This window comes from Paraburkholderia dipogonis (assembly GCF_042680985.1).
Classification (GTDB): Bacteria; Pseudomonadota; Gammaproteobacteria; order Burkholderiales; family Burkholderiaceae; genus Paraburkholderia; species Paraburkholderia phytofirmans.
In genome coordinates this window covers 209802-230893 of record NZ_JBHUFR010000013.1, presented here as the reverse complement: position 1 = coordinate 230893, position 21092 = coordinate 209802, and the positions used below count along the sequence as shown (strand labels likewise).

Here is a 21092-nt window from a genome sequence, read left to right as displayed (position 1 = left end):
TCGAATAACCGGCATGCCACCTGTCTTCTCGAGCGCCAGCAATCAGGCGCGAAGTGACACCCCAGAGTCGACGCCCCCCACGCTGACCTGCCGCCGGTGCAACGCACAATCGGCCGTGTTGCAGACGAGGCCCCCGCAAGGCTCGGCTCGTGCTATTTTTCGAAGCCCAACCCGACATCGCCAGCACACCCCTTCCAATGCGCAGCGCCGATTTAGAGACCTCACCCGCTGTACCGGCGCGCAGTTCGCCGTGGGCCCTCTTCTGTATTTTTTTGCGGCTCGGGCTGACTTCGTTCGGCGGCCCGGCGGCCCATCTTGGCTACTTTCGCGACGAATTCGTCACGCGCCGCCGCTGGCTCGATGAACACACATTCAGCGACCTGGTGGCGCTGTGCCAGTTTCTGCCGGGGCCCGGCAGCAGCCAGGTCGGCATCGCCATCGGACGCCTGCGCGGCGGTGTTGCCGGTGCGGTAGCGGCCTGGCTGGGCTTCACCCTGCCGTCGGTGCTCTTGCTCGTGGCCTTTGCGTCCGGCTTCGCGCAACTGTCGGATACGGCTTCGCTTCATCTGCTGCGGGGGTTGAAGATCGCCGCGGTCGCGGTGGTCGTCCAGGCGGTCTGGTCGATGGGACGCATGCTGTGCCCGGACCGTGCGCGCGCGACGATCGCTGCGGCGTCGGCCATGACCGTGATCCTGCTCGGCGGGGCCTACGGGCAGCTTGCGTCGATCATCGCCGCGGGAATTGCCGGCGCCGCGTTTCTGAGGTCATCGACCGAGGTGCCGCGTGCGCCGCTCGGCATGCCGGGATCCAAAACCGGCGCGCTCGTTTGTCTCGCGGCCTTTGCACTGCTGCTGTTCGGACTGCCCGCGGTCGCGGCCTATCTACGCAGCTATCCGCTCGATCTGTTCTCGGCGTTCTACCGGGTCGGTTCGCTGGTATTCGGCGGTGGACATGTTGTCTTGCCACTGCTGGAAGCAGTCGTCGTGCCGCGTGGCTGGGTTCCCGCGAACACCTTCATGGCCGGCTACGGCGCGGCCCAGGCGGTCCCGGGTCCGCTTTTTACGTTTGCCGCGTTTCTCGGCGCCGCGAGCAGCGGACATCCGGCGGGCATGACGGGCGCACTAATCGCCACCGTGGCGATCTTCCTGCCTTCGTTCCTGCTGGTCGGCGCGGCGCTGCCCCTGTGGGGCGAATTGCGCGCGTTCGCACCGATGCGCCGCGCCATGGCCGGCATCAACGCGGCCGTGGTCGGCATCCTGCTCGCCGCGCTGTACGACCCCGTGTGGACCAGCGCAGTGCATACCGGACGCGATTTTGCGCTAGTCGTTGTGGCGCTCGTGCTGCTTGGCTGGTGGCGAGTGCCGTCTTGGGCGGTCGTACTGATCACGGCAGCGCTCGCCTGGTGGGTCGTGTAAAGCGAGTCTTCTCTCACCTGACGCGCGCATCACTTACGCTGCGCCGGCGGTTCCTGTCGCGCTCCGTTGATCCAACTCAACGGGTGTCTCTGCAGCGCGCAGTATGGTCTAGGGAACACCTCCACGGCCATCAGGGGACCCCACCATGAATAATTCCGAACATCCCGCCAGGCATCCGGTCGAGGATCGGGCCCGGGAAGAAACCATCGCACCCGGGCATTTCTATCTCGTGGGAGGCGGTATCGCGTCGTTGGCCGCCGCAGCCTTCCTGATTCGCGACGCCGATATGCCCGGCTGTCAGATCACGATCTTCGAAGCACTGGACAAACCGGGCGGCAGCCTCGACGGCGCCGGCTCGCCGCAGGAAGGCTACGTCGTGCGCGGCGGCCGCATGCTCGAGAGCAAGTATCTGTGCACCTACGATCTGTTCGATTCGATTCCCACGCTCGACGGCCGCAGCAGCGTCACCAAGGAAATCTTCGACTGGAACGAGACGATTCGCACATCGTCGAAAGCGCGCCTCGTGCGCAACGGCAAGCGCGAAAATGCGCCGCCTTACGGACTTGCGGAGACGCACCTGCTCACGCTTGGCCGTCTTTCTCTCGAACCCGAAGCGCTATTGGGCGACAGCCGGATCTCCGATCACTTCAAGCCCGACTTCTTCGAAACGAACTTCTGGATCATGTGGTGCACCACGTTCGCCTTCCAGCCATGGCATAGCGCCGTCGAATTCCGGCGCTACCTGCTGCGTTTCACGCATATGACGCCGGGCTTCAACCAGTTGCACGGCATCATGCGCACGGTATACAACCAGTACGATTCGATGGTGCGGCCGCTGCGCAAATGGCTCGACGAACGCGGTGTGCGATTTCGCGCCAACACGCGGGTCATCGATCTGCGATACGACGAAATCGGCGCACTGAACCGGGTCGCGGCGATAGTCTGCGAACAGGACAACCGTCGCGTCGAAGTTCCCGTGGGTGAAGCCGATAAGGTCATCGTCACGCTCGGTTCGATGACGGCGGGATCGAGCCTCGGCGGCACGAACCGCGTTGCCGTGCCCGATCATCACGACAGTAGCGGCGCATGGGCGCTCTGGAAAACGATCGCGGCAGGACGCGCCGAATTTGGTCACCCATCCGTTTTCGCCGATCACGTCGACGAATCGAAATGGCTTTCCTTCACCGCAACGTTGCACGATCCGACACTGTTCCGCCTGATCCGCGACCTGACCGGCAACGTGCCGGGCGAAGGCGGCCTGATCACGTTTCCTCAATCGAATTGGCTCGCCTCGATCGTCCTGCCGCACCAGCCGCATTTCATAGGGCAGCCGAAGGACGTCGAGGTGTTCTGGGGCTATGGGCTCTTCGTCGACAGACCTGGCAATTTCGTCGGCAAGCCGATGATCGAATGCACGGGGCGCGAAATCATGATCGAGCTGCTCGGTCATCTGCACGTTCAGGCGGAGGCGTCGCGTATTCTCGACGACGCGATCTGCATTCCGTGCCTCATGCCGTTCATCACCAGCCAGTTCCTGCGGCGCAAACGCGGCGACCGGCCCAAGGTGGTACCCGAGGGCTGGGCGAATCTCGCGTTCGTCGGGCAGTTTTGCGAGTTGCCGAACGACGTCGTGTTCACTGTCGAATATTCCGTGCGCTCCGCGCAGACCGCGGTGTACACGCTGCTTGGGTTGAATCGCTCGGCGCCGGAGGTGTACAAAGGCCAGCATGACCCTCGCGTGGTGTATGGCGCTGCGTCGGCGCTGCACAGCCACTAAGCGTCGCAGTTTTCGCGCCTCGTGCCGACGCGCTGACAGACCCTACGGCACACGTACGCTGAGAGAAACGCCGTGGATCTCGACGGAACCCCGCTGAAACTTCGCGGCTTGCTTCTAGCGCGCCTCAAGGAACATCCGCTTGCGCGGCTCGGACCCGGCCTCATCACGGGCGTCGCCGACGACGATCCGAGCGGCATCGCCACCTATTCGCAGGCCGGCGCGCAGTTCGGCCTGAACATGCTGTGGACCATGCCGCTCGCGTTCCCATTGATGGCGGCCGTCCAGTCCATGTGCGCGAACCTCGGCCGCGTGACGGGCAAGGGTCTGGCCGCGAACATCAAAGATGCGTTTCCGCCCGCCGTGCTCCATGCCGTGGTGTTGCTGCTGCCGGCCTAGACGCGGCACGCGGATCAGCAGGCCCACCCTTGCGCTTCGTCATGCGCGAGATGGCGTTTCAGCCCGCCGGCGAAAAGCCGCGCGGCGCCGCAGCCGCCGTTGATCTGCATCAAAGGGGCCGCCGCCATCGTTCCTAGACTCAAGCTCACTTATCCGCGCTTCACCGTCCCTTCCAGGAGCGACTGCCATGAGCTACAAAACCATCGTTGTCCACCTCGACACCAGCCCGAACGCCCATCCGCGGCTCGAAATCGGGCTGCGTCTGGCCAAACAGTTCGGCGCACATCTGACCGGCGCCTTCGCCGTCTTCAGCCCGGACCCTCGCTCGCTCTATGTCATGGCCGGGACTGCCGAGTATTACCGGCAGCATGAAGAGACGCGCGCGGAGCGGCGCGCGGCGCTCGAACGGCTGTTTCACGCCGAATTGCGGCGCGCCGAGGTGCCGGGCGAATGGGTCGCCATCGACGAGCCCGCCAGTCTCGCCGTGCCGCGTGCGGGCCGCTGCGCCGACCTCATCGTGGCAGGCCAGGACAATCCGGGCGATCCGGAATCGTATGTCGGCGACTTCTTTCCGGAAAACCTCATTCTGTCGTGCGGCCGGCCGGTGTTGCTTGTACCTTACGCAAGCAATGAAAGGTCGACGGGCGGGCGGGTCCTGGTTGCGTGGGACGGCAGCCGGGAAGCCACGCGCGCCGTGCACGACGCGCTGCCGTTTATGCGCACGGCGAGCAGCACGACAATTCTTACTGTCAACGGGATCCACGAATTCGAGCCCGCCCGAATCCCCGGCGCGGACATTGCCACCGTGCTCGCACGGCATGGCGTGCAGGTGGAAATCGTGGACATCGAAACCGGACCGGGCGGCTCGGTCGGCGAGGTGCTGCTGTCACAGGTAGCCGACAGCGGCGCCGATCTGCTGGTGATGGGCGCCTACGGCCACGCCCGCTGGCGCGAGCTGGTGATGGGCGGCGCCACGCGCACGATTCTCCGCTCGATGACCGTGCCCGTGCTGATGTCGCACTGAGCGGCGCCGGAAGCGCCCCGGTACGTCGGCGCCCACACTGGCGCAACGGCTACGCCGCCCGGCTGCACTGGCGTGTAGCGGGCGTTTCACGGAAAATGAACGCAAGCCAGTTGCTAGCCAGGCGCAAATGCCGCCGAACAAACGTGTCCGCCTCACGCGCCGCCGTGCGGGCATCGGCAGGCAACGCGACCCATCCTTTCGCAGCCTTTCCAAAGAGGCGCACATGCCCGTCAGTGGTAACCCGCCACCTTCCCGCACTGCCGCTTTGCGCGGGCTGTCTGGTTCGCTTGCGGCACCGCCGGCTCTCGTAGCGGCGACAGTGTTCGTCGTGACACTGGGCGTCATGCTGGCCGCACGGCGCTGGTTCGATCCCGTGCTGTTCATCTGTGTCGCCGCCGCTTGGCTCTTCGCCACGAGCGCGTTTGTGCTCGTGCGCACGCATCGCAATGCCGCTCATGCAAACGGCGAAACGAACGCAAGCATTAGTCAGTCTGCCTTGAACGAGGCTCGCATGATGGCGATCATTCGTTCGTCGATGGAAGCGATTATCACTATCGACGACCAGCAGCGAGTGGTCATCTTCAATCCCATGGCGGAACGGGTTTTCGGCTGCTCCGCCATGGACGCGATAGGCGCCCCGCTTGCTCGCTTCATTCCAGAGCGGTTTCGGGCGGCGCATGCGCAGCATGTCGCCCAATTCGGCGTGACCGGCGTGTCGGACCGGCAGATGGGCAATCAACGCGTGCTGGCGGGCTTGCGCGCCAACGGCGAGGAATTCCCGCTCGAGGCCTCGATCTCGCAGATTCGCGATGGCGACACGCGGCTCTACACGGTGATGCTGCGCGACATCACGGAACGCGTCAAAGCGGAGCGCGCGCAACGTCAGGCGCGCGAGGAACTGCGCGAGCTGTCGGCCAATCTGCAGAAGATCCGCGAAGACGAGAAGACGCGCATCGCCCGTGAACTGCACGACGATCTTGGCCAGCAACTTACCGCGTTGAAAATGGATATCTCGTCGGTCGAGCAGGCGCTGGATGCCTCGGCTGGCGCAGCGGTGCGCGACCAGTTGCAAGGCATGCGCCGGTTGATCGATACAACCGTCGCGTCGGTCCGCCGCATCGCGGCGGATCTGCGGCCGGTCATGCTCGACGACCTCGGGCTCATTCCAGCGATCGAATGGCTCGCCAACGACTTCACCAACCGCTACGGCATCGACGTGGAGCGTCAAATCGAGACCGGCGACGCTCGCTTCAGCCCGGCAGGCGCCACCGCGCTGTTCCGGATCGTGCAGGAGGCGCTGACAAACGTTGCGCGCCATGCGGACGCCACGCTGGTGACACTGAGCCTGCAGGCGAAGGAGCAGGCCTTCGAGCTCAGCATCGCCGACAATGGCCAGGGCGCGCACCGCACGGCCGAGCCGGCGGCCAAGTCCTTCGGCCTGCTCGGCGTTCGCGAACGCGCGCACATGCTCGGCGGGGCGGTCGATATTCATACCGCGCACGGCAAAGGCTTTGTGTTGACTGTCACCATTCCGGCGGAGACCGTACAAATGCAGGAGATACAAACATGACGCGCGTCCTGATTGCCGACGACCACGCGCTGGTGCGCGACGGTCTGCGCCATATCCTGCAGGGCGCGAGCGGCTTCGAAGTCACCGGCGAAGCGAACGATAGCGTCAGCACCGTCGCGCTGATCCGCGAGCGCGCAGCCGACGTGCTGGTGCTCGATCTGTCCATGCCCGGCCGCAACGGCGTCGAGCTGATCAAGCAGATCAAGGAAGAAAAGCCGGCCCTGCGCATCCTGGTGCTGACCATGCACGCCGAGCAGCAATACGCGGTGCGCGCGTTCAAAGCCGGCGCGTCCGGCTACCTGACAAAGGAAAGCGCGAGCGCCGAACTGGTGGCGGCCGTGACCAAGGTCGCCGCCGGCGGTGTGTACGTGAGCCTTGCGATGGCCGAGCGGTTCGCGCAAAGCCTGAACGAACCGACCGATCTGCTGCCGCATCAACGGCTGTCGGATCGGGAGTTCGACGTCCTGAAGCGTATTGCAGCCGGTCAAACGATCACCGAGATCGCGGCCGAACTGTGCGTGAGCAGCAAGACCGTCAGCACGTACAAGACGCGCATCCTCGAAAAAATGCAGATGCCACACGAAGCGGCGCTGGTGCGCTATGCGATGCGCCACAAACTGGTCAGCGACGAAGAAGACGGCATCTGAGCGCCTTCGCAGCCTTCCCCTGGCGGGTGGCGCCGCACTGTGCGCGCCCCGGAAACCGCTCGCCCCTCTGATCTGTAGCTCGATACACGCGCAGCTCGCGGCATCTTCCTCATCCGCCTGACCATCGTGTAGGAAACCCCCTACACGCCTTCCCGCTTGCCTACTCGAAGCTCATTCGGCGCCGATTTTATTTTGAGATAGCGCGGCCGATACTTCGAGCCATGAACTCAAGCCCTGAACACCGCGCGCTGCGTGTTTTTCTCGTCGACGATGCCGTGTTGGTGCGGCGCCGTCTGGCCGCGCTGCTCGGCGCACTCGACGGCGTGGAGATCGTCGGCGAAGCCGAGGAGCCCGCTGCGGCATTCGCCGGCATCGACACAGGTATGGCCGATCTGGTCGTGACGGAGTTGCATCTGAGCGGCGGCACCGGCATGGAGTTGCTAGGGCTGCTTGCACAAGGAATGCCGCATGTGATTGTCATGGTGTTGACGAATCATTCCGGCGCCTGGTTTCGGCGCGCATGCCTGAAAGGCGGCGCCCGCTACTTTTTCGACAAGACCGGCGAATTCGATCTCGCACTAAGCACGATCCAACGGATTGCTGGCGAACATCGCACGCACGCCGTCTTTCAACAGGAGCACACCATGTCTGACGTCGCCGCATCTCCCGCCATCGCGCCCGCGCTTGCCCGTCCGCAAGGATCGCCGCTCCCTGGACGAGTATCGGCAAACGCAAGCGCGTCGCGCAAGGGCGCACCGCGCTGCACGGCCTGCTCGATGCGCTCGATCTGCATGCCGCACGGCCTGACAGCCGAAGAATTGCAAAGGATCGAATCGCTTATCTGCCCGTCGCGAACCATCAAACAGGGCGAAACGATCTATCGCGCGAACGACGCGTTTCAGAGCATCTACGCAGTACGCGCGGGCTCGTTCAAGACCGTCGTCATGCATCGCGACGGCCGCGAACAGGTCACCGGCTTTCATCTCGCCGGCGACTCGCTGGGCCTGGACGGCGTCTGCTCCGGCCACCATAGTTGCGATGCTGTCGCACTCGAAGACAGCAAGGTTTGCATCATCCCCTTCCATCTTCTCGAAGCCATGTGCCGCGAAGTCAAAGCGGTCCAGCAACACGTGCACCGCATGATGGGCGGCGAGATCGTGCGCGAGTCATCGCAGATGATGTTGCTCGGCACGATGTCCGCCGAGCAGCGGGTGGCGACATTCCTGCTAAATTTGTCGGACCGCCTGAGAAAGCGCGGATATTCGCCGGCGGAATTTCACCTGCGCATGACGCGCGAGGAAATCGGCAGTTATCTGGGAATCAAGCTCGAAACGGTCAGCCGGATGCTCTCTAAATTTCAGCGCGACGGACTGCTCGATACGCACGGCAAGGACATCCGGATTCTCGATCACGAAGGCCTCGTGCGGGTTTGAGTACGGACGTCGCTCGCGATCCGGCCGTCGGCCGCGAACACCACGATCGTGAGGCGACGCGGACCGCCGGGCCCGGCCACGCTAACGGACGGCGAGCACTGCCGCACCGGTGAGCCTGCCATCGCGCAGGTTGCTTAAGGCCTGATTGGCGTCCGTCAGCGGATACGTCGTCGTTTTGATCTCGAGGCGCGTCTCGCCAGCAATGCGCATGAAGGCGAGCCCGTCATCGCGGGTCAGATTCGCAACCGATACCACGCGACGCTCGCCCCACAGAAACGCGTACGGAAACGACGGGACGTCGCTCATGTGAATCCCGCCGCAGACCACCACGCCACCTTTCGCGACCGCTCGCAATGCTGACGGAATGAGTGCACCGACCGGCGCGAAAAGCAAAGCCGCATCGAGCTCCTCCGGCGGTGCCTCCGCGCTGCTGCCCGCCCACGCCGCGCCGAGACGCAGCGCGAGTTGCTGGGCCGCGTGATCGCCCGGGCGCGTGAACGCGTACACGGTGCGCTGTTGATGACGCGCGACCTGCGCGACGATATGCGCCGCGGCCCCGAAACCGTAAATGCCGATGCGTTGCGCGTCGCCCGCCATGCTCAACGTGCGATAGCCGATCAGGCCTGCGCATAGCAGCGGCGCCGCTTCGATGTCGCTGTACTGCTCCGGCACGTGAAAGCAGTAGCGGCTGTCGGCAACGGTGCGCTCCGCGAAACCGCCGTCGATCGTGTAGCCGGTAAAACGGGGATCGTCGCAAAGATTTTCCCGCGCCGACAGGCAGTAGCGGCAATGCCCGCACGTGTGGCCAACCCAGGGCACTCCCACCCGGTCTCCGAGGACGAACCCCGTCACGCCCACGCCGAGCCCGGCTACCGTGCCGACGATTTCGTGACCTGGAATGACAGGCTGTTTGGGATGCCCGAGCTCATGGTCAACCAGATGAAGATCGGTGCGGCACACGCCGCACGCGTGAATATCGATCAGGATCTGGCCGGCGCCGGGCACGGGATCCGGCAACTCCTGCTCGCGCAGAAACGACGTACTGCCGTCGAATAGCATCGCACGCATTGGCTTCTCCTCGAACTTGCTGAGCGGCGAATAACCGGCTTCGTGCCGGCGTGACGCATCGAAAGAGGCGTGCGCTCCGCCGTCCCACGGGATTCACTCGCAAAAACGGAAGTAGCCGCTGTGCATCAGCACCGGCTTGGCACCGATCTCGTTAAGCAGTCGCCTTACTGCGTGTTCGATCGGATGCCGGTTGGAGTTGAATGCGGTGATCAGATCGTCTTCGCGCAGCGAGACGGCGCCGAAATGATCTTCTAGCGCCTCCGCGGTAATTGCGCACTGCACGCGCGCTCCATCCACCTCGGCCGGAAACGCGACGACGAGATCGCGCGCGCAATACTCCGGATGTTCCTCGGGAAAATAAATCTTCATGACCGCCACCTGGTTCGTTGCGCAGGATGAGAGGCTGGGAGCCTGGGACGGCGTTTCTGCACGCCCACGCGTCGTGCACCGCGTTCTCGGGCAGCCCGTTGCGTGCGACGCCCATCTGTCATCAGCATAGGAGCTAGGCACGATACGTCAAATTCAGGGCCTGCGTTCTGGTTGACCGAGGTCAACGGCACGCAAGCCACCGCTCCTACACTGAACTCATGCCCGTTGCAAAGGAGCGCGTGCCTTGAACACCCTATCCCGAAGCTGCCTGGCGGCATGCGCCGTGTTCGTGCTGGCTGCCTCCACCGCGCACGCCGATCCGGAGCCGACCGCGTTAGTCGATCAGCAGCATTGCATGTTTTGCCACACGCGCGATGCGCCGTTCCTCGCGCCGTCGTTCCAGCAGATCGCCGAGCGCTACCGCAATGTGCCCGACGCGCAGTTCATGCTGGAGCACAAGCTGCGCCTCGGCGGCAAAGCGCATTGGGGCGACATGGCGATGCCGTTGCCCGCCGATCGCGGCGGCCCGTTGTCGGCAGAGGATGCGCACACGCTGGTGCAATGGGTCCTGAGTCAATGACCATCCTTTAAGTCACGACTTTCGCGGTCCAGTTCGCTTGAACGCGACTGCATGTTACGGAGAATTCTCCATGCGCCTCACCGTCCACCTCGACACGTTCGACCGTGCCCACCCGATGGCATTTGCAATCCTGTGGCTCGACAAGGATACCCGGCAATGGTCGCGCGAAGGCCACCACGGCTTTGACCTGCCCGAATGGGGCGTGCTGCACGTAGATTGCGGCAATACGCTCGTATGCGGCCCGGACGGCTCGGCGCCGGTTTGCGTGCTCGAAGGGCTCGATCTTAACGCCTGCGCCGGGCCTTTCGAGGGCGAGACCGGACGTGCACAGTGGTGCGCGGAACGCGGCCGCGACCTGATGTCCGGCCACTGGCACGTGCAATGTATCGACACCGATCAGATCGCACCGGAACACGGCCTGTTTGCCGCCGGGAACGACATGTGAGGCACTCACTTCTCCGACACCTCAAGGAGCTGACGTCATGGGACTCACGACCGATCTGGACGGTGCCCGCCACGCTTATGGGCTCTGTTTCGTGCGTGCACCGTGGGCTTATTTCACGCGTTTGCCGCTCGATCAGCAATGGGGCGACGGATGGGAGCGTGTGCCTTATGAAAAACACGCCGGCCCGCCTTACGACGATGCGGCGCAGCAGATCCTGACCGTCGCATTCGATGGGCCGCTGCTGCCGCCCGACGCGGGTTACGACGGCCATGCGCGCAGTGTCAACGAAATCAACCGAGGCGATGCGCCATGGCTGCGCACGCAGAATTTCATCAGCAACGCGCCGGTTCGGATTGCCGCGGGCGTGTCACTCGATAAATTCGTGGAACTGGTCGAACTGGCCGGCGGCCGTGTGTTTGCCCCGCTGGGCTGGGGTGCGCTGCGGTTGGAGCCCAACGACGTTTCGTAGCGGGAATTGATTCGGCTTACAAAAATGCGTCTGCACGTCGTGGGTGAGACTGCAGACTCAACATCAGTGGAAACACTTCAAGCCGCGTGATAACGGTGGCGGTAGTGGTTGGCAGTGCATCCATACATCACGCGCAGACGCGCTAGCCGCCACGAACACGCTTCGCACGCGAGCGCAATGAATCGATCTCGTCGAGCAAATCGAGCGCCAGGGCCACGCCAGGGGGATTTATTTCAAAGTCGCGTGCCAGTCGCTGTGCGGTCCGCACGCGCTTCAGCGCCGCGCCGCTGAAGCGCCACTCCTGAGGTCGCTCGCCCTTCGGCTCGAACACGCCTTCGGACACCCAGAGCGTCAATTCCTCCTCCGATGCTCCGCTCACCTGGCTCAGTTCAACAAGGGTGAACTCGATGCTTTCATCGACAATGTGCCCTTGCAAATAGGTCGTCGTACTTGTCTCTTTCACAATGATCACCGATAGAAATGCGCACGCGGGTCGAAGTTGAAGGCTTGCTGCATCGCGCCGTAAGCCGCTTTAGCACTATCGCTATCCGCCGGCGGCAGCACGATATTAAGGATCACATAGAGATCGCCAGGTGGACTGGCGGGGATACCCTTGCCTTTAAGCCGCAAGCGTCTGCCGCCGGCGGAACCCGCGGGCACCGTCATCTCGACAGAGCCGTCTGGTGTCGACACGGCAATTTGCGCGCCGAGAGCCGCTTCCCACGGTGCAACCGGCAATTCGAGCGAGACGTCGCGACCGTCCACCTGAAAACGCGGGTGTTCGCGAAAGGCGATTTCCAGGTACAGATCACCCGCCGTCCCGGGCGTGGTGCCTGCGCCGCCCTGCCCGCCCAGACGCAAGTGCTGGCCCGCGCGAATGCCCTTCGGAATGGTGACATTGAGCGTACGGGTTTCCAGCGAAACATGCCCTTGCGCATCCATCGCCGGCACCTGCAGCGAAATCGAACGCTGGGCGCCGCGATAGCTATCTTCCAGATCGATGAACACCTTCGCGTGATGGTCCTCGCCGCGCGCATTGACAGGTCGCTGCCGCGCATGCGCGCCATGCGCTCCACCAAACATCCTTTCGAAAATATCGTGAAAGTCGGGTTGTCCGCCAGCCTCGTTGCCCGCGCCGCGGAATTCGAAGCCTTCGTCCCAGTTCGGTGGCGGTTCAAAGTCCTCGCCGTTGCGCCACTCGCTCCCCATGCGGTCGTAAGCCGCGCGCTTCTCAGGATCGCCGAGCACGTCGTAGGCTTCACCCAACTCCTTGAACCGGTCTTCGGCGTCCGGGAGCTTGCTGACGTCGGGATGGTATTTGCGCGCAAGCTTCCTATATGAACGCTTGACGTCTTCCTGAGACGCGTCGCGCTCGACATTCAGCGTCTGGTAGTAGTCTTTGTATTTCATACTGACGGCTCGCCTATCGGGTAACGGGGAACAAGCGCGACAATGCGGACACTTCGGGCGGAGATGGTGGATTCACTTTATACGAATCCGGATAAGCCGGTAAAGTCGCGCGTTCCGCCTCGGCCTTCATAGGGACGGGCCTGTCGGAGCCCCGGACCCGCGCACCCGGCTCCCCCGCTCACCAAATAGGGGCCGGCAAGCCCGGGAAGACCCCAGGGCAACGAGATCCGTCGCGCCGGCCCGTCCAGTCTGGCTTTCAGCACTCACCTCCCAAGATCGTTACGCTTGGGATAACAGTCGCATCCCGAACTTGATTGAACCGGGATTTCTCGCTTCCTAGACTCGCCTCATGTCCTGAGCAGCGCGCACCGGCCGCATCGGTTACGGTACGCCAAAAATTATGGGAGCAATCGCAATGACGCCACATTGATTCAGCCGTAATGGCGCCACGAGCGGCTTTTTCGCATCCATTCACCACAAACCAATAGCGCTATTCAGGAGACACAACATGATCATTTACGGAACCGCGCTGCTCGCGTTCTGCCATCTGGCGGGACTCTTTCTCGGCGATCTGCTCGGGGTCGCCATCGGTGTCAAGACGAACGTGGGCGGCGTGGGCATCGCGATGCTCCTGCTGATCTTCCTGCGCCTATATCTGCACAAAAAGGGGCTGCTGCCCAAGGAAACCGAAGCCGGCGTGGCCTTCTGGGGCGCGATGTATATCCCCGTAGTAGTCGCCATGGCCGCCAACCAGAACGTCGTTGCGGCGATCAAGGGCGGCCCGGTGGCACTGCTGTCGGCATTCGCCGCCGCCGCTGTGTGCGCGTGCTGCATCGGCGTCCTTACCCGCACCGGCCGCGATAGCACGTCGTTCGTGAACGCCCCGCAACTCGAAGAGATCTGAAGCAGGAGCCCATCATGTTGCACATGCTCGAAAAAATATTCGTTCAGAATGGCCTCGTGACTTCGTTCGCGCTGGTCGGTCTGATCATGTGGGTGTCGTCGCTGATTTCACGCAAACTGACGTTTGGACGCGTGCACGGCTCGGCCATCGCGATCGTGATCGGCCTCGTGCTCGCCTGGCTCGGCGGCGTCTTCACGGGCGGACAGAAAGGTCTCGCCGACCTGCCGCTCTTCACGGGCGTCGGCCTGATGGGCGGCGCGATGCTGCGCGATTTCGCCATCGTCGCCACCGCATTCGAAGTGCAGGCTAACGAGGCGCGCAAGGCCGGGCTGATCGGCGTCGTGTCTCTGCTGCTCGGCACCTTGTTGCCGTTCATCGTCGGTGCGAGCATCGCTCATGCGTTCGGCTACACCGACGCGGTCAGCATGACGACCATCGGCGCGGGCGCGGTCACGTATATCGTCGGTCCGGTGACGGGCGCTGCGATCGGCGCCAGCTCGGACGTGATTGCGCTCAGCATCGCGACGGGGCTGATCAAGGCAATCATCGTGATGATCGGCACGCCGATCGCGGCCGGCTTCATGGGATTGAAGACGCCCCGTTCCGCGATGATCTTCGGCGGCCTTGCGGGTACGGTGAGCGGCGTGAGCGCCGGCCTCGCCGCGACCGACCGGCGGCTCGTGCCGTACGGCGCGCTGATCGCGACATTTCACACGGGCATCGGCTGCCTGCTCGGACCTTCGGTGCTGTTCTTCGCGACGCGGGCATTAATGGGCGCGTGATAGCTTAGGCAAGGAGAGACTGATGCCGGCCGGCAACGTGTCGACCCGCTTGATCAGCGCGACATTCGACGAAGCCATCGCGGCAAGCTGCGGCGACACCGCACTGCCTCGCCTTCGCATGGTGATCGAGCGTGAATCGGCGCGCGACTGACGGCCTGAATCTCAGCCGACGCTTCTCGTGCGCAAACGGCAGACGGCCATCAGCGCGAGCAGATTCGGATCGCGCTCGCGAGCGCGCAGGAAGCTGACGCCGATGGTCTGGCGCATCAGGTATTGCGGCTTGAGCGGAATGAATTGCACCTTGTCGCCGAATACGCCGCGCACCCGGCCCGGCAATAGCGTATAGCCGACTCCGCCGCTCACCAGGTTCATCAGCGAGAAGATGTCACCGACTTTCATCGTCACGTTCGGTGTGAAGTCCGCGACGCGAAACGCCTCGACAAAGCCGTGATAGGTGACGAAACCCTCGCCGAGCGAAACGAATGTCTCGTCGCGGCAGTCACGCAGATCGACCGCTTCGAGGTTCGCGTACGGCGAGTTGGCAGGGGCGGCGAAAAAGATGTCGTCTTCGAAAAGCGGCAGCGCGCCGACTTCGGGTTCGGTCTCCGGCACGGCCATCAGGGCCGCATCGACTGTGCCTTGCTTGAGCTTGTCGAGCAGCTCGGCATTCGAACCGAGCGCGAGTTCGACCTGAAGCGCCGGCCGCCGCACCTTGAGGTCGACGACGATGCCAGGCACGGTGTTGATGGTCAGCGAGTACAGCGAGCCGATCCTCAGGCGGTCCGACGAGTAGCCTGCTGCATCGCGCGTCGCGCGAATGCCATCGGACATCAGCGCGAGGACCTCCTGGGCGACATCGGCGAGCATTTGCGCCGCTTCCGTCGACTTGAGGTTGCGGCCTTCATGCCGGAACAGCGCACAGCGCACGCCTTGTTCGAGCGAATGCAGCGCCCGGTGCACGCTGACCGTGCTCACGTTCAACGCCTCGGCCGCCTTCGAGAGGTTGCCGGTCTCCATGAACGCGAGCAGAACTTCCAGCTTGCGGAAGGTGATCTCCTCATCGATTCGGTCGCGCATCTGGGGCTATTGAATGGTTGAAATGAACCATTATGGGCGTGTGAGCGCGCGGGACCAATAGCGACTACCCCGCATGTTTCGGGCAGCCGCTGCGAACTGGTGAAACGCTTCCCTGAAGCCGGGCGTCGCGGTGACCACGCTGTCTCTCCAGCTGCTCGGGTTGCGATCGCCTTCGACATTCAGCGGCGCCCGCACGCCACCGCACAGTTTCGCCGATTCTTCGAGGACGGCCTGCGCCGTTCCTGCCTGTCCACCGGTGTGCCTCCGCACGCGCCACCGTGTCGTCTACCGTACGTCAGTATCAGCCGGCGCCGCCAAGGGCCGTTTGTGGAGATCAGCCCTCACGCTAAACACAGGCTCGTTAATCCAGTTCGCAAAGTCTTCATGCCAGTGGTTCCATTCGTATTCGCCCAACTCGAATTCATCGTCGATCTGCTCAGTTCCGTCGTTGTCCGAAATGAATGCATAGACAACACGGGCGCCATCCCAGAAGGCAATCGCATAGTCCGTCAAATCGGCACTCGTGCCATAAGGGATGCGACGGAGCATCACCGCCAACTGTGTCTTGAACTGTTCCAAGGTAAGGGGCTTCATCGAATACTCCGTTTAAACGCTTGTGATGGTTTGACGTAGCTTGTTCCGTGTGGCGCTATGACAGGCTACGGCGCGCTGCTCGCACATAGTTCGACATGAAGGTGCGGGTGCGGCCGTCCGGAAACTGCACCGCGACCTGCTCGCCGCTCGCCAGCGCAACTTCACCGACCCCGTAGCGTGGCACACGAACTGGATCGCCGCGCGCCCATCGATGCGGCTCGCGCGGCTCAGATGCATGCGGTTTTATAGGCGACGATGTGTCGGAGATCAGGGTGTCGGTGTCGAACCGCACGTCGATTTGCGGCGGGCTCACGCAGTTGTCGCACACGCCGCAGCGCTCCATGTTTGGCGTATCGCCGTAATAATCGAGAATTGCGCGCCAGCGACATTGACCGGTCTGCGCGTAGTCGATCATCTTCTGCAAGGTATCCTTGTCGTGTGCGCTCATTTGCTCGAATCGCGCGGCAGCTTTTGCCACGAGCTCGCGTGGCGTTTCGGCGGTTTGCTCCGCTGCTGGCCGCGTGAGCAGCCGGTAGCGGTGCTGCCGGTCACGTCCTGCAATACGCGCGTCCACCAGCATGTTCAACGCAACTTCCAGCTTGGCGCTTCCGACATCGGCCAATACCTGTTTGAGCGCCGTGAGCGTTGCGCCCTTCGCGTTCTGATTGCAACACGCCGCCAGCGCGTCGTACACGCGCTGTGCGAGTTCGACGCTCGGATAACGGCCGGCCAGAAAAAACTGCTGAATTCGCCGGTCGCCGAGATCGAACAGCAGCACACAGTCGGCCGGTTCACCGTCCCGGCCCGCGCGGCCCGTTTCCTGGTAATACGCGTCGAGGCTGCCGGGCATCTGATAGTGGATCACGAAGCGGATATCCGCTTTATCGATGCCCATGCCGAATGCGTTGGTGGCAACCATCAAGCGCGTCGCCCCGGACATGAACTGCTCCTGCGCTGCGTCGCGCACGTTCGTGGCAAGCCGGCCGTGATAACGCGAGACCGACTCGCCCGCCTCGACGAGCCAGCCGTAAATGCGTTCGACATCCGCCACCGTCGCGGCATAGATAATGCCGGTGCCCGCGAGGGAGTGGGTCAGTTCGCGCAGTTGTTCGCGTTTTGCCTCCATCGCGCGAGTGTTATCGTCTTTGCCGCCCGCCGTGCTGACCTGCACGACCCGGTAGCGCAGATTCTGACGCAGCGTACCGGTCCGTACGATTCGCGGCTCGCGCAGGCCCAACGAGCGCACGATGTCGTCCAGCACCTCGGCGGTGGCCGTCGCGGTCAGTGCAAGTACCGGCGGCCGGCCAATAGCTTTGACCGCGCTCGCGATTTCGAGGAAGGCCGGGCGGAAGTCGTGACCCCAATGCGAAACGCAATGTGCTTCATCGACCACCACGAGTCCAATGCGGCGATCGGCATGGGATCGCAAGATATCGATAAAAGCCGGCTGCGTGAGGCGCTCCGGCGTAACAAATACGATGCCACCCTCCCCGCCCGCAATCCGTTCCAGCGCTTCGCGCTCCGCGCGCCGTCGCAACGTGCTATTCACAACCGTGCAATCGATACCGGACGCAGCAAGTTTGTCCGCCTGATCTTTCATGAGCGCGATGAGCGGCGATACGACCAGGGTCGTGCCGTCGAGATGCAGCGCGGGTAGCTGATAGCACAGCGATTTGCCGGCGCCAGTCGGCATCGTGGCGAGCGTGTCGCGCCGTTCGAGCACGCTGCGAATGATCTCTTCCTGGCCGGCGCGTAAGCGGGAGATGCCGAACATTTCGCGCATGGTTCTACGCATGCTTCTAATACGCTGGTCGAGAGTCATGACTGGTTTCGGCGGGAAGAGAGGAGCGGGAATGTTGTGCGGACGGTCACTCGCTGCCTCCGGTATTTGCAGCCGGTTCTTGCGCCATCTGGCAACCGCACGCGGCTCCTATGCCTGTCATTTTTTTCATGTTGCCTCTTCGAAATGAGGTCGAGCGAAGTGCGTCGGCGACGCAACATCCTCCTCTTTTCAAGTACCACGCAAGCGGCGTGCCGCTCCGTCCGGAAGCGAGGCATGTTGATGCCGAAGAGCGCTGGAGCCTGTAGACATCCCTCGGGCTCGACGCTGGTCGCTAATACCGCCCGCGCCGCAGCGTCGGCCCACTAAGCGCAAGCGCCGTATTGACAATAGCCAGATGCGTCAGCGCCTGTGGAAAGTTACCTGCCAGATGCCGTCCCGGCACGTTGTACTCTTCGGCGAGAAGCCCAAGATCGTTCGCCACATCGAGCACGCGCTCGAACTGTGCCCTCGCCTCCTGATCGCGGCCTTGCAGTTGCATGCACTCGGCCATCCAGCATGAGCAAGCCAGAAACGCGCCTTCATTCGGTCCACCTGCAGCGGCTTTTCCACGTCGAATCAAGCCGCCTTCCGTCAGTTCCCGTTCGATCGTCGCGATCGTGGACGCCATGCGGTAATCGTCGACCGGAAGGAATCCGACTAGCGGCAGCAGCAGGACACTGGCATCGAGTGTCTGCGCCCCGTACTGCTGCGTGAAGGTACCGAGCCCCTCATTCCACCCCTCGCGACAGATCTCGCCGTGAACGATCCGACGCAATCTGATGATGCGCTGGAGCATGTCCCGGCTGACCAGGTCGCGCGTTTCATGGCGTTTGATAAATCGGTCGAATGCCACCCAGACCATCACTTTCGAATAGGTGTAATGCCGCGGTGTGGAGCGAGACTCCCACATTCCCGAACCCGCGGTTTGCCAGATCGTTTCGAGGTGCTCGATCAACCTGCGCTCGACCACGAGTTCCTGGTCCGATGTCGAAACCCCGCCGCGACTAGCAAGATCGAGGCACTCCAGCACTTCGCCGTAGACGTCGAGTTGAAGCTGCGTGGACGCAGCATTGCCGATCCGCACCGGCTTAGCACAGCGATAGCCGGGCAGCGACTCGACTGTCCACTCCGGGAGGTGACGCGCGCCATCGACGCGGTACATGATCCGCATCTTGTCCGGGGAACCTGCGATCGCGCGCAGCAGCCAGTTTCGCCAGCCTTCGGCTTCTTCATGGTATCCGGCGTTCAGCAGCGCTGTCAGCGTGAAGCTCGCATCGCGCAGCCAGCAATAGCGGTAGTCCCAGTTCATCTCGCCGCCGGGCGCTTCCGGCAGCGAAGTGGTGGGCGCAGCAACCAGACCACCGCTGCGTTGATGAATCAACGCCTTCAGCGTGATGAGCGAGCGGCGCACCTGGCGCGGCCAATGCGTCTTGCGATCGTCAAAGTGGCCGATCCAGTCGCGCCAGAAATGTTGCGTCGACGCGAGCGCGGCTTCGGCGTCGATCGGCGCAGGCGCTCCCTCATGTGGGTCGGCATAGCTCATGACAAAGGGAATGCGGTCACCGGCTTTGATTTCAAATCGAGCGTCGATCGAATCGTAGTCAATACCGAGCTTTACCGGCGCACGCAAGACGGCCAGATTGGGACCCACCTTTGCGATCACATCATCACCCGCCGATGCCAGCCACGGCGACAGCGCACCATAATCGAAACGCAGACGCATGCGGCTGTGCATCCGCACGGTCCCGCGAAGTCCGACCACGATGCGCACAATCGACGAAAACGTCTTTCGCACGGGCATAAAATCGATAATCCGCACTTCGCCGCTCGACGTCCGGAAGTCGGCTTCCATGACCAGCGTGTCGTCCTGATACCGTCGACTACGCTCAATAACAGCGTCGCACGAGTCCGCAGGCGCGAGCGTCCACTGCCCGTGCTCGTCCGTTCCAAGGAGCGCGGCGAAGCAGGCGTCATCGTCAAAGCGCGGCCAGCACAGCCAGTCGATTGAACCGTCTCTACTCACCAGAGCCGCTGTTTCACCGTCACCCAGCAGCGCGTAGTCCTCTATCAGCTTGCTCATGATTGCCGCCTTGCCGTGCTGCGCCGTTTTCGAGCGGCTCGCGACGCATCGCGAATCGGTGTACGCCGGTCACCATGCGATCACTCTTGCCGGCAAAGAACAACACTCACATCTTGCCTTTTCTCCTGATGAGCAAGCCGATGCCACTCACAGCTCCGACTCCCACCACCGCCCAGAACACGTTGCGATGCCTGCTCGTCAGCATCTCCCAACTGCGCGGCCGCGCCTGCTTGTCGAAACGCCCGTGCGCTCCATAGTCGCCGGGCACAGGATCGAAAAGATTGCCGCGTGCGTCCGGTTCGAGCGGCTCGTCGGTGAGTTGTCCGTCATAGCCTGCTTTCGCGAGATACCGGTCGATCCACGTCGGCGCAATCCGGTTCGCGAGAATTGCCTTGACCGTCGAGAAGCCCACCCAAACCTGTCTTCGCCGATGCGTCGCGGCAAAAAAGATGGCCCGCGCCGCCACCTCGGGTTCGTAGATCGGGGCGACGGGTTGCGCTTTTTTCCCCATCTTGTTCAACGCCCAGTCGAACTGCGGCGTGTTGAGCGCGGGCAGGTCCACCATGGTCAGATGAACGTTCAATCCGTCATGGATGATCTCGGAGCGCAGCGCGTCCGTAAAGCCCCGCACGGCGAATTTCGCGCCGCAATAAATCGACTGGAGCGGCACCGAGCGATAGCCCAATGCGGACCCGACGTTGACGATCGTGCCGCGGTTGCGGGCTCGCATGCGCGCGAGCGCCGCCATCGTGCCGTGGACCTGTCCAAGGTAAGTGACCTGGGTGCCGCGCTCGAACTCCCGTGCGGTGAGTTCCGACACCGGCGCGAAGACGGTGGCCATCGCGACGTTGACCCAGACGTCGATCGGCCCGAGCTCCTGTTCGATGCGCGAGGCCGCTGCTTCGAGAGCATCAGAGTTCGCGACATCCGTCGGAATGCCAAGCGCGCGCACGCCATACGTCGCCTGCAAATCTGTGACCGCGCGATCGAGGCGCCCCTGATCGCGCGACAGTAGCGCGACGTCGTAGCCATGCCGGGCAAACTCCTCGACCGCGGCCCGCCCCACTCCGGCGCCAGCGCCGGTGATTACGGCAACCTTGCTCATTGCGCATTCCCATCAAGTAGCGAATCAGTCTGTGATGACCTGCAGCTAAAGCTAAAGCAGTTCCCATTCCTGGCAATTGTCGCGATGGAGCCAATCCCGCATGCTTGATCGCGATCTCACACTTT

Annotated in this window: 21 protein-coding genes and 2 pseudogenes; 14 read left to right on the top strand and 9 right to left on the bottom strand. The window is 63.1% G+C overall.

The genetic code is table 11. The annotated features are described in order from the left end of the window. Positions 1-197 precede the first annotated feature (197 nt). From chrA to fnr, 8 genes and pseudogenes are all read left to right on the top strand, one after another. Entirely contained in the window at positions 198-1415 is a 1218-nt protein-coding gene (gene chrA, locus ACFSNN_RS18605) for a chromate efflux transporter (protein ID WP_134465564.1), read from the top strand. A 145-nt stretch (positions 1416-1560) separates the two neighbouring features. Further along, positions 1561-3192: an oleate hydratase gene (locus tag ACFSNN_RS18600; RefSeq protein WP_134462781.1), complete on the top strand. Its 1632-nt coding sequence runs from the start codon at positions 1561-1563 to the stop codon at positions 3190-3192. Between the two features lie 72 nt (positions 3193-3264). After that, positions 3265-3579 (top strand): annotated as a pseudogene (locus ACFSNN_RS18595) (divalent metal cation transporter); the annotation flags it as partial. A gap of 196 nt (positions 3580-3775) precedes the next feature. Beyond that, positions 3776-4612: a universal stress protein gene (locus tag ACFSNN_RS18590; RefSeq protein WP_134462779.1), complete on the top strand. Its 837-nt coding sequence runs from the start codon at positions 3776-3778 to the stop codon at positions 4610-4612. Between the two features lie 223 nt (positions 4613-4835). Then, on the top strand, positions 4836-6182 hold the full coding sequence (locus tag ACFSNN_RS18585; RefSeq protein ID WP_134462777.1) for a PAS domain-containing sensor histidine kinase: 1347 nt from the start codon (positions 4836-4838) through the stop codon (positions 6180-6182). Beyond that, positions 6179-6829 carry a response regulator gene (locus tag ACFSNN_RS18580; RefSeq protein WP_106312983.1) on the top strand — a complete coding sequence of 217 codons (651 nt, stop codon included), beginning with the start codon at positions 6179-6181 and terminating at the stop codon, positions 6827-6829. Before ACFSNN_RS18585 ends, ACFSNN_RS18580 begins: the two co-directional genes overlap by 4 nt. Before the next feature lie 221 nt (positions 6830-7050). After that, positions 7051-7386 (top strand): annotated as a pseudogene (locus tag ACFSNN_RS18575) (response regulator); the annotation flags it as partial. 87 nt (positions 7387-7473) lie between these two features. Further along, on the top strand, positions 7474-8262 hold the full coding sequence (gene fnr / locus ACFSNN_RS18570; protein ID WP_166799351.1) for a fumarate/nitrate reduction transcriptional regulator Fnr: 789 nt from the start codon (positions 7474-7476) through the stop codon (positions 8260-8262). Between the two features lie 81 nt (positions 8263-8343). Here the strand turns inward: fnr and ACFSNN_RS18565 are convergent, their stop codons facing one another. Both ACFSNN_RS18565 and ACFSNN_RS18560 read right to left on the bottom strand, forming a co-directional pair. Then, positions 8344-9330, bottom strand: coding sequence for a zinc-dependent alcohol dehydrogenase family protein (locus ACFSNN_RS18565; protein ID WP_134462773.1), 987 nt, complete (start codon positions 9328-9330; stop codon positions 8344-8346). A gap of 93 nt (positions 9331-9423) precedes the next feature. Continuing rightward, positions 9424-9708, bottom strand: coding sequence for a DUF1488 family protein (locus tag ACFSNN_RS18560; RefSeq protein WP_134462771.1), 285 nt, complete (start codon positions 9706-9708; stop codon positions 9424-9426). A gap of 235 nt (positions 9709-9943) precedes the next feature. Here ACFSNN_RS18560 and ACFSNN_RS18555 point away from each other — a divergent pair, with 235 nt between their 5' ends. From ACFSNN_RS18555 to ACFSNN_RS18545, 3 genes are all read left to right on the top strand, one after another. Further along, positions 9944-10279 carry a c-type cytochrome gene (locus ACFSNN_RS18555; protein ID WP_208949567.1) on the top strand — a complete coding sequence of 112 codons (336 nt, stop codon included), beginning with the start codon at positions 9944-9946 and terminating at the stop codon, positions 10277-10279. A gap of 70 nt (positions 10280-10349) precedes the next feature. Then, entirely contained in the window at positions 10350-10724 is a 375-nt protein-coding gene (locus ACFSNN_RS18550) for a DUF3564 domain-containing protein (RefSeq protein ID WP_134462769.1), read from the top strand. A 37-nt stretch (positions 10725-10761) separates the two neighbouring features. Next, positions 10762-11193 (top strand): hypothetical protein, encoded by a 432-nt coding sequence (locus tag ACFSNN_RS18545; RefSeq protein ID WP_134462767.1) that lies wholly within the window; start codon positions 10762-10764, stop codon positions 11191-11193. A 142-nt stretch (positions 11194-11335) separates the two neighbouring features. Here the strand turns inward: ACFSNN_RS18545 and ACFSNN_RS18540 are convergent, their stop codons facing one another. Together ACFSNN_RS18540 and ACFSNN_RS18535 are read right to left on the bottom strand one after the other, a co-directional pair. After that, on the bottom strand, positions 11336-11665 hold the full coding sequence (locus ACFSNN_RS18540; RefSeq protein ID WP_134462765.1) for a chaperone modulator CbpM: 330 nt from the start codon (positions 11663-11665) through the stop codon (positions 11336-11338). After that, the gene (locus ACFSNN_RS18535) at positions 11662-12603 is read right to left on the bottom strand and encodes a DnaJ C-terminal domain-containing protein (protein WP_134462763.1); all 942 of its coding nucleotides are present in this window, start codon (positions 12601-12603) and stop codon (positions 11662-11664) included. Before ACFSNN_RS18535 ends, ACFSNN_RS18540 begins: the two co-directional genes overlap by 4 nt. A 508-nt stretch (positions 12604-13111) precedes the next feature. Between ACFSNN_RS18535 and madL the strand changes: the two genes are divergently transcribed. From madL to ACFSNN_RS18520, 3 genes are read left to right on the top strand one after another with little or no spacing between them, the layout of a single operon-like run. After that, entirely contained in the window at positions 13112-13507 is a 396-nt protein-coding gene (madL, locus tag ACFSNN_RS18530; RefSeq protein WP_134462761.1) for a malonate transporter subunit MadL, read from the top strand. Positions 13508-13521: 14 nt separating this feature from the next. After that, complete coding sequence (madM, locus tag ACFSNN_RS18525; protein WP_134462759.1) at positions 13522-14289, top strand: malonate transporter subunit MadM; 768 nt, start codon at positions 13522-13524, stop codon at positions 14287-14289. Between the two features lie 22 nt (positions 14290-14311). Next, positions 14312-14440 carry a hypothetical protein gene (locus ACFSNN_RS18520; RefSeq protein ID WP_279631171.1) on the top strand — a complete coding sequence of 43 codons (129 nt, stop codon included), beginning with the start codon at positions 14312-14314 and terminating at the stop codon, positions 14438-14440. A gap of 11 nt (positions 14441-14451) precedes the next feature. On the opposite strand, the gene ACFSNN_RS18515 is transcribed toward ACFSNN_RS18520, so the two are convergent. The 5 genes from ACFSNN_RS18515 to ACFSNN_RS18495 all read right to left on the bottom strand — a co-directional run bounded on the left by ACFSNN_RS18515 (position 14452) and on the right by ACFSNN_RS18495 (position 20967). Further along, positions 14452-15366 (bottom strand): LysR family transcriptional regulator, encoded by a 915-nt coding sequence (locus ACFSNN_RS18515; protein WP_134462757.1) that lies wholly within the window; start codon positions 15364-15366, stop codon positions 14452-14454. A 285-nt stretch (positions 15367-15651) separates the two neighbouring features. Next, the gene (locus ACFSNN_RS18510; RefSeq protein WP_134462753.1) at positions 15652-15960 is read right to left on the bottom strand and encodes a hypothetical protein; all 309 of its coding nucleotides are present in this window, start codon (positions 15958-15960) and stop codon (positions 15652-15654) included. Positions 15961-16015: 55 nt separating this feature from the next. After that, entirely contained in the window at positions 16016-17782 is a 1767-nt protein-coding gene (locus ACFSNN_RS18505; RefSeq protein ID WP_134462751.1) for a RecQ family ATP-dependent DNA helicase, read from the bottom strand. A 292-nt stretch (positions 17783-18074) separates the two neighbouring features. Next, positions 18075-19862 (bottom strand): glycoside hydrolase family 15 protein, encoded by a 1788-nt coding sequence (locus ACFSNN_RS18500; protein WP_134462749.1) that lies wholly within the window; start codon positions 19860-19862, stop codon positions 18075-18077. A gap of 106 nt (positions 19863-19968) precedes the next feature. Then, complete coding sequence (locus tag ACFSNN_RS18495) at positions 19969-20967, bottom strand: SDR family oxidoreductase (RefSeq protein ID WP_134462747.1); 999 nt, start codon at positions 20965-20967, stop codon at positions 19969-19971. Positions 20968-21092: the final 125 nt, after the last annotated feature.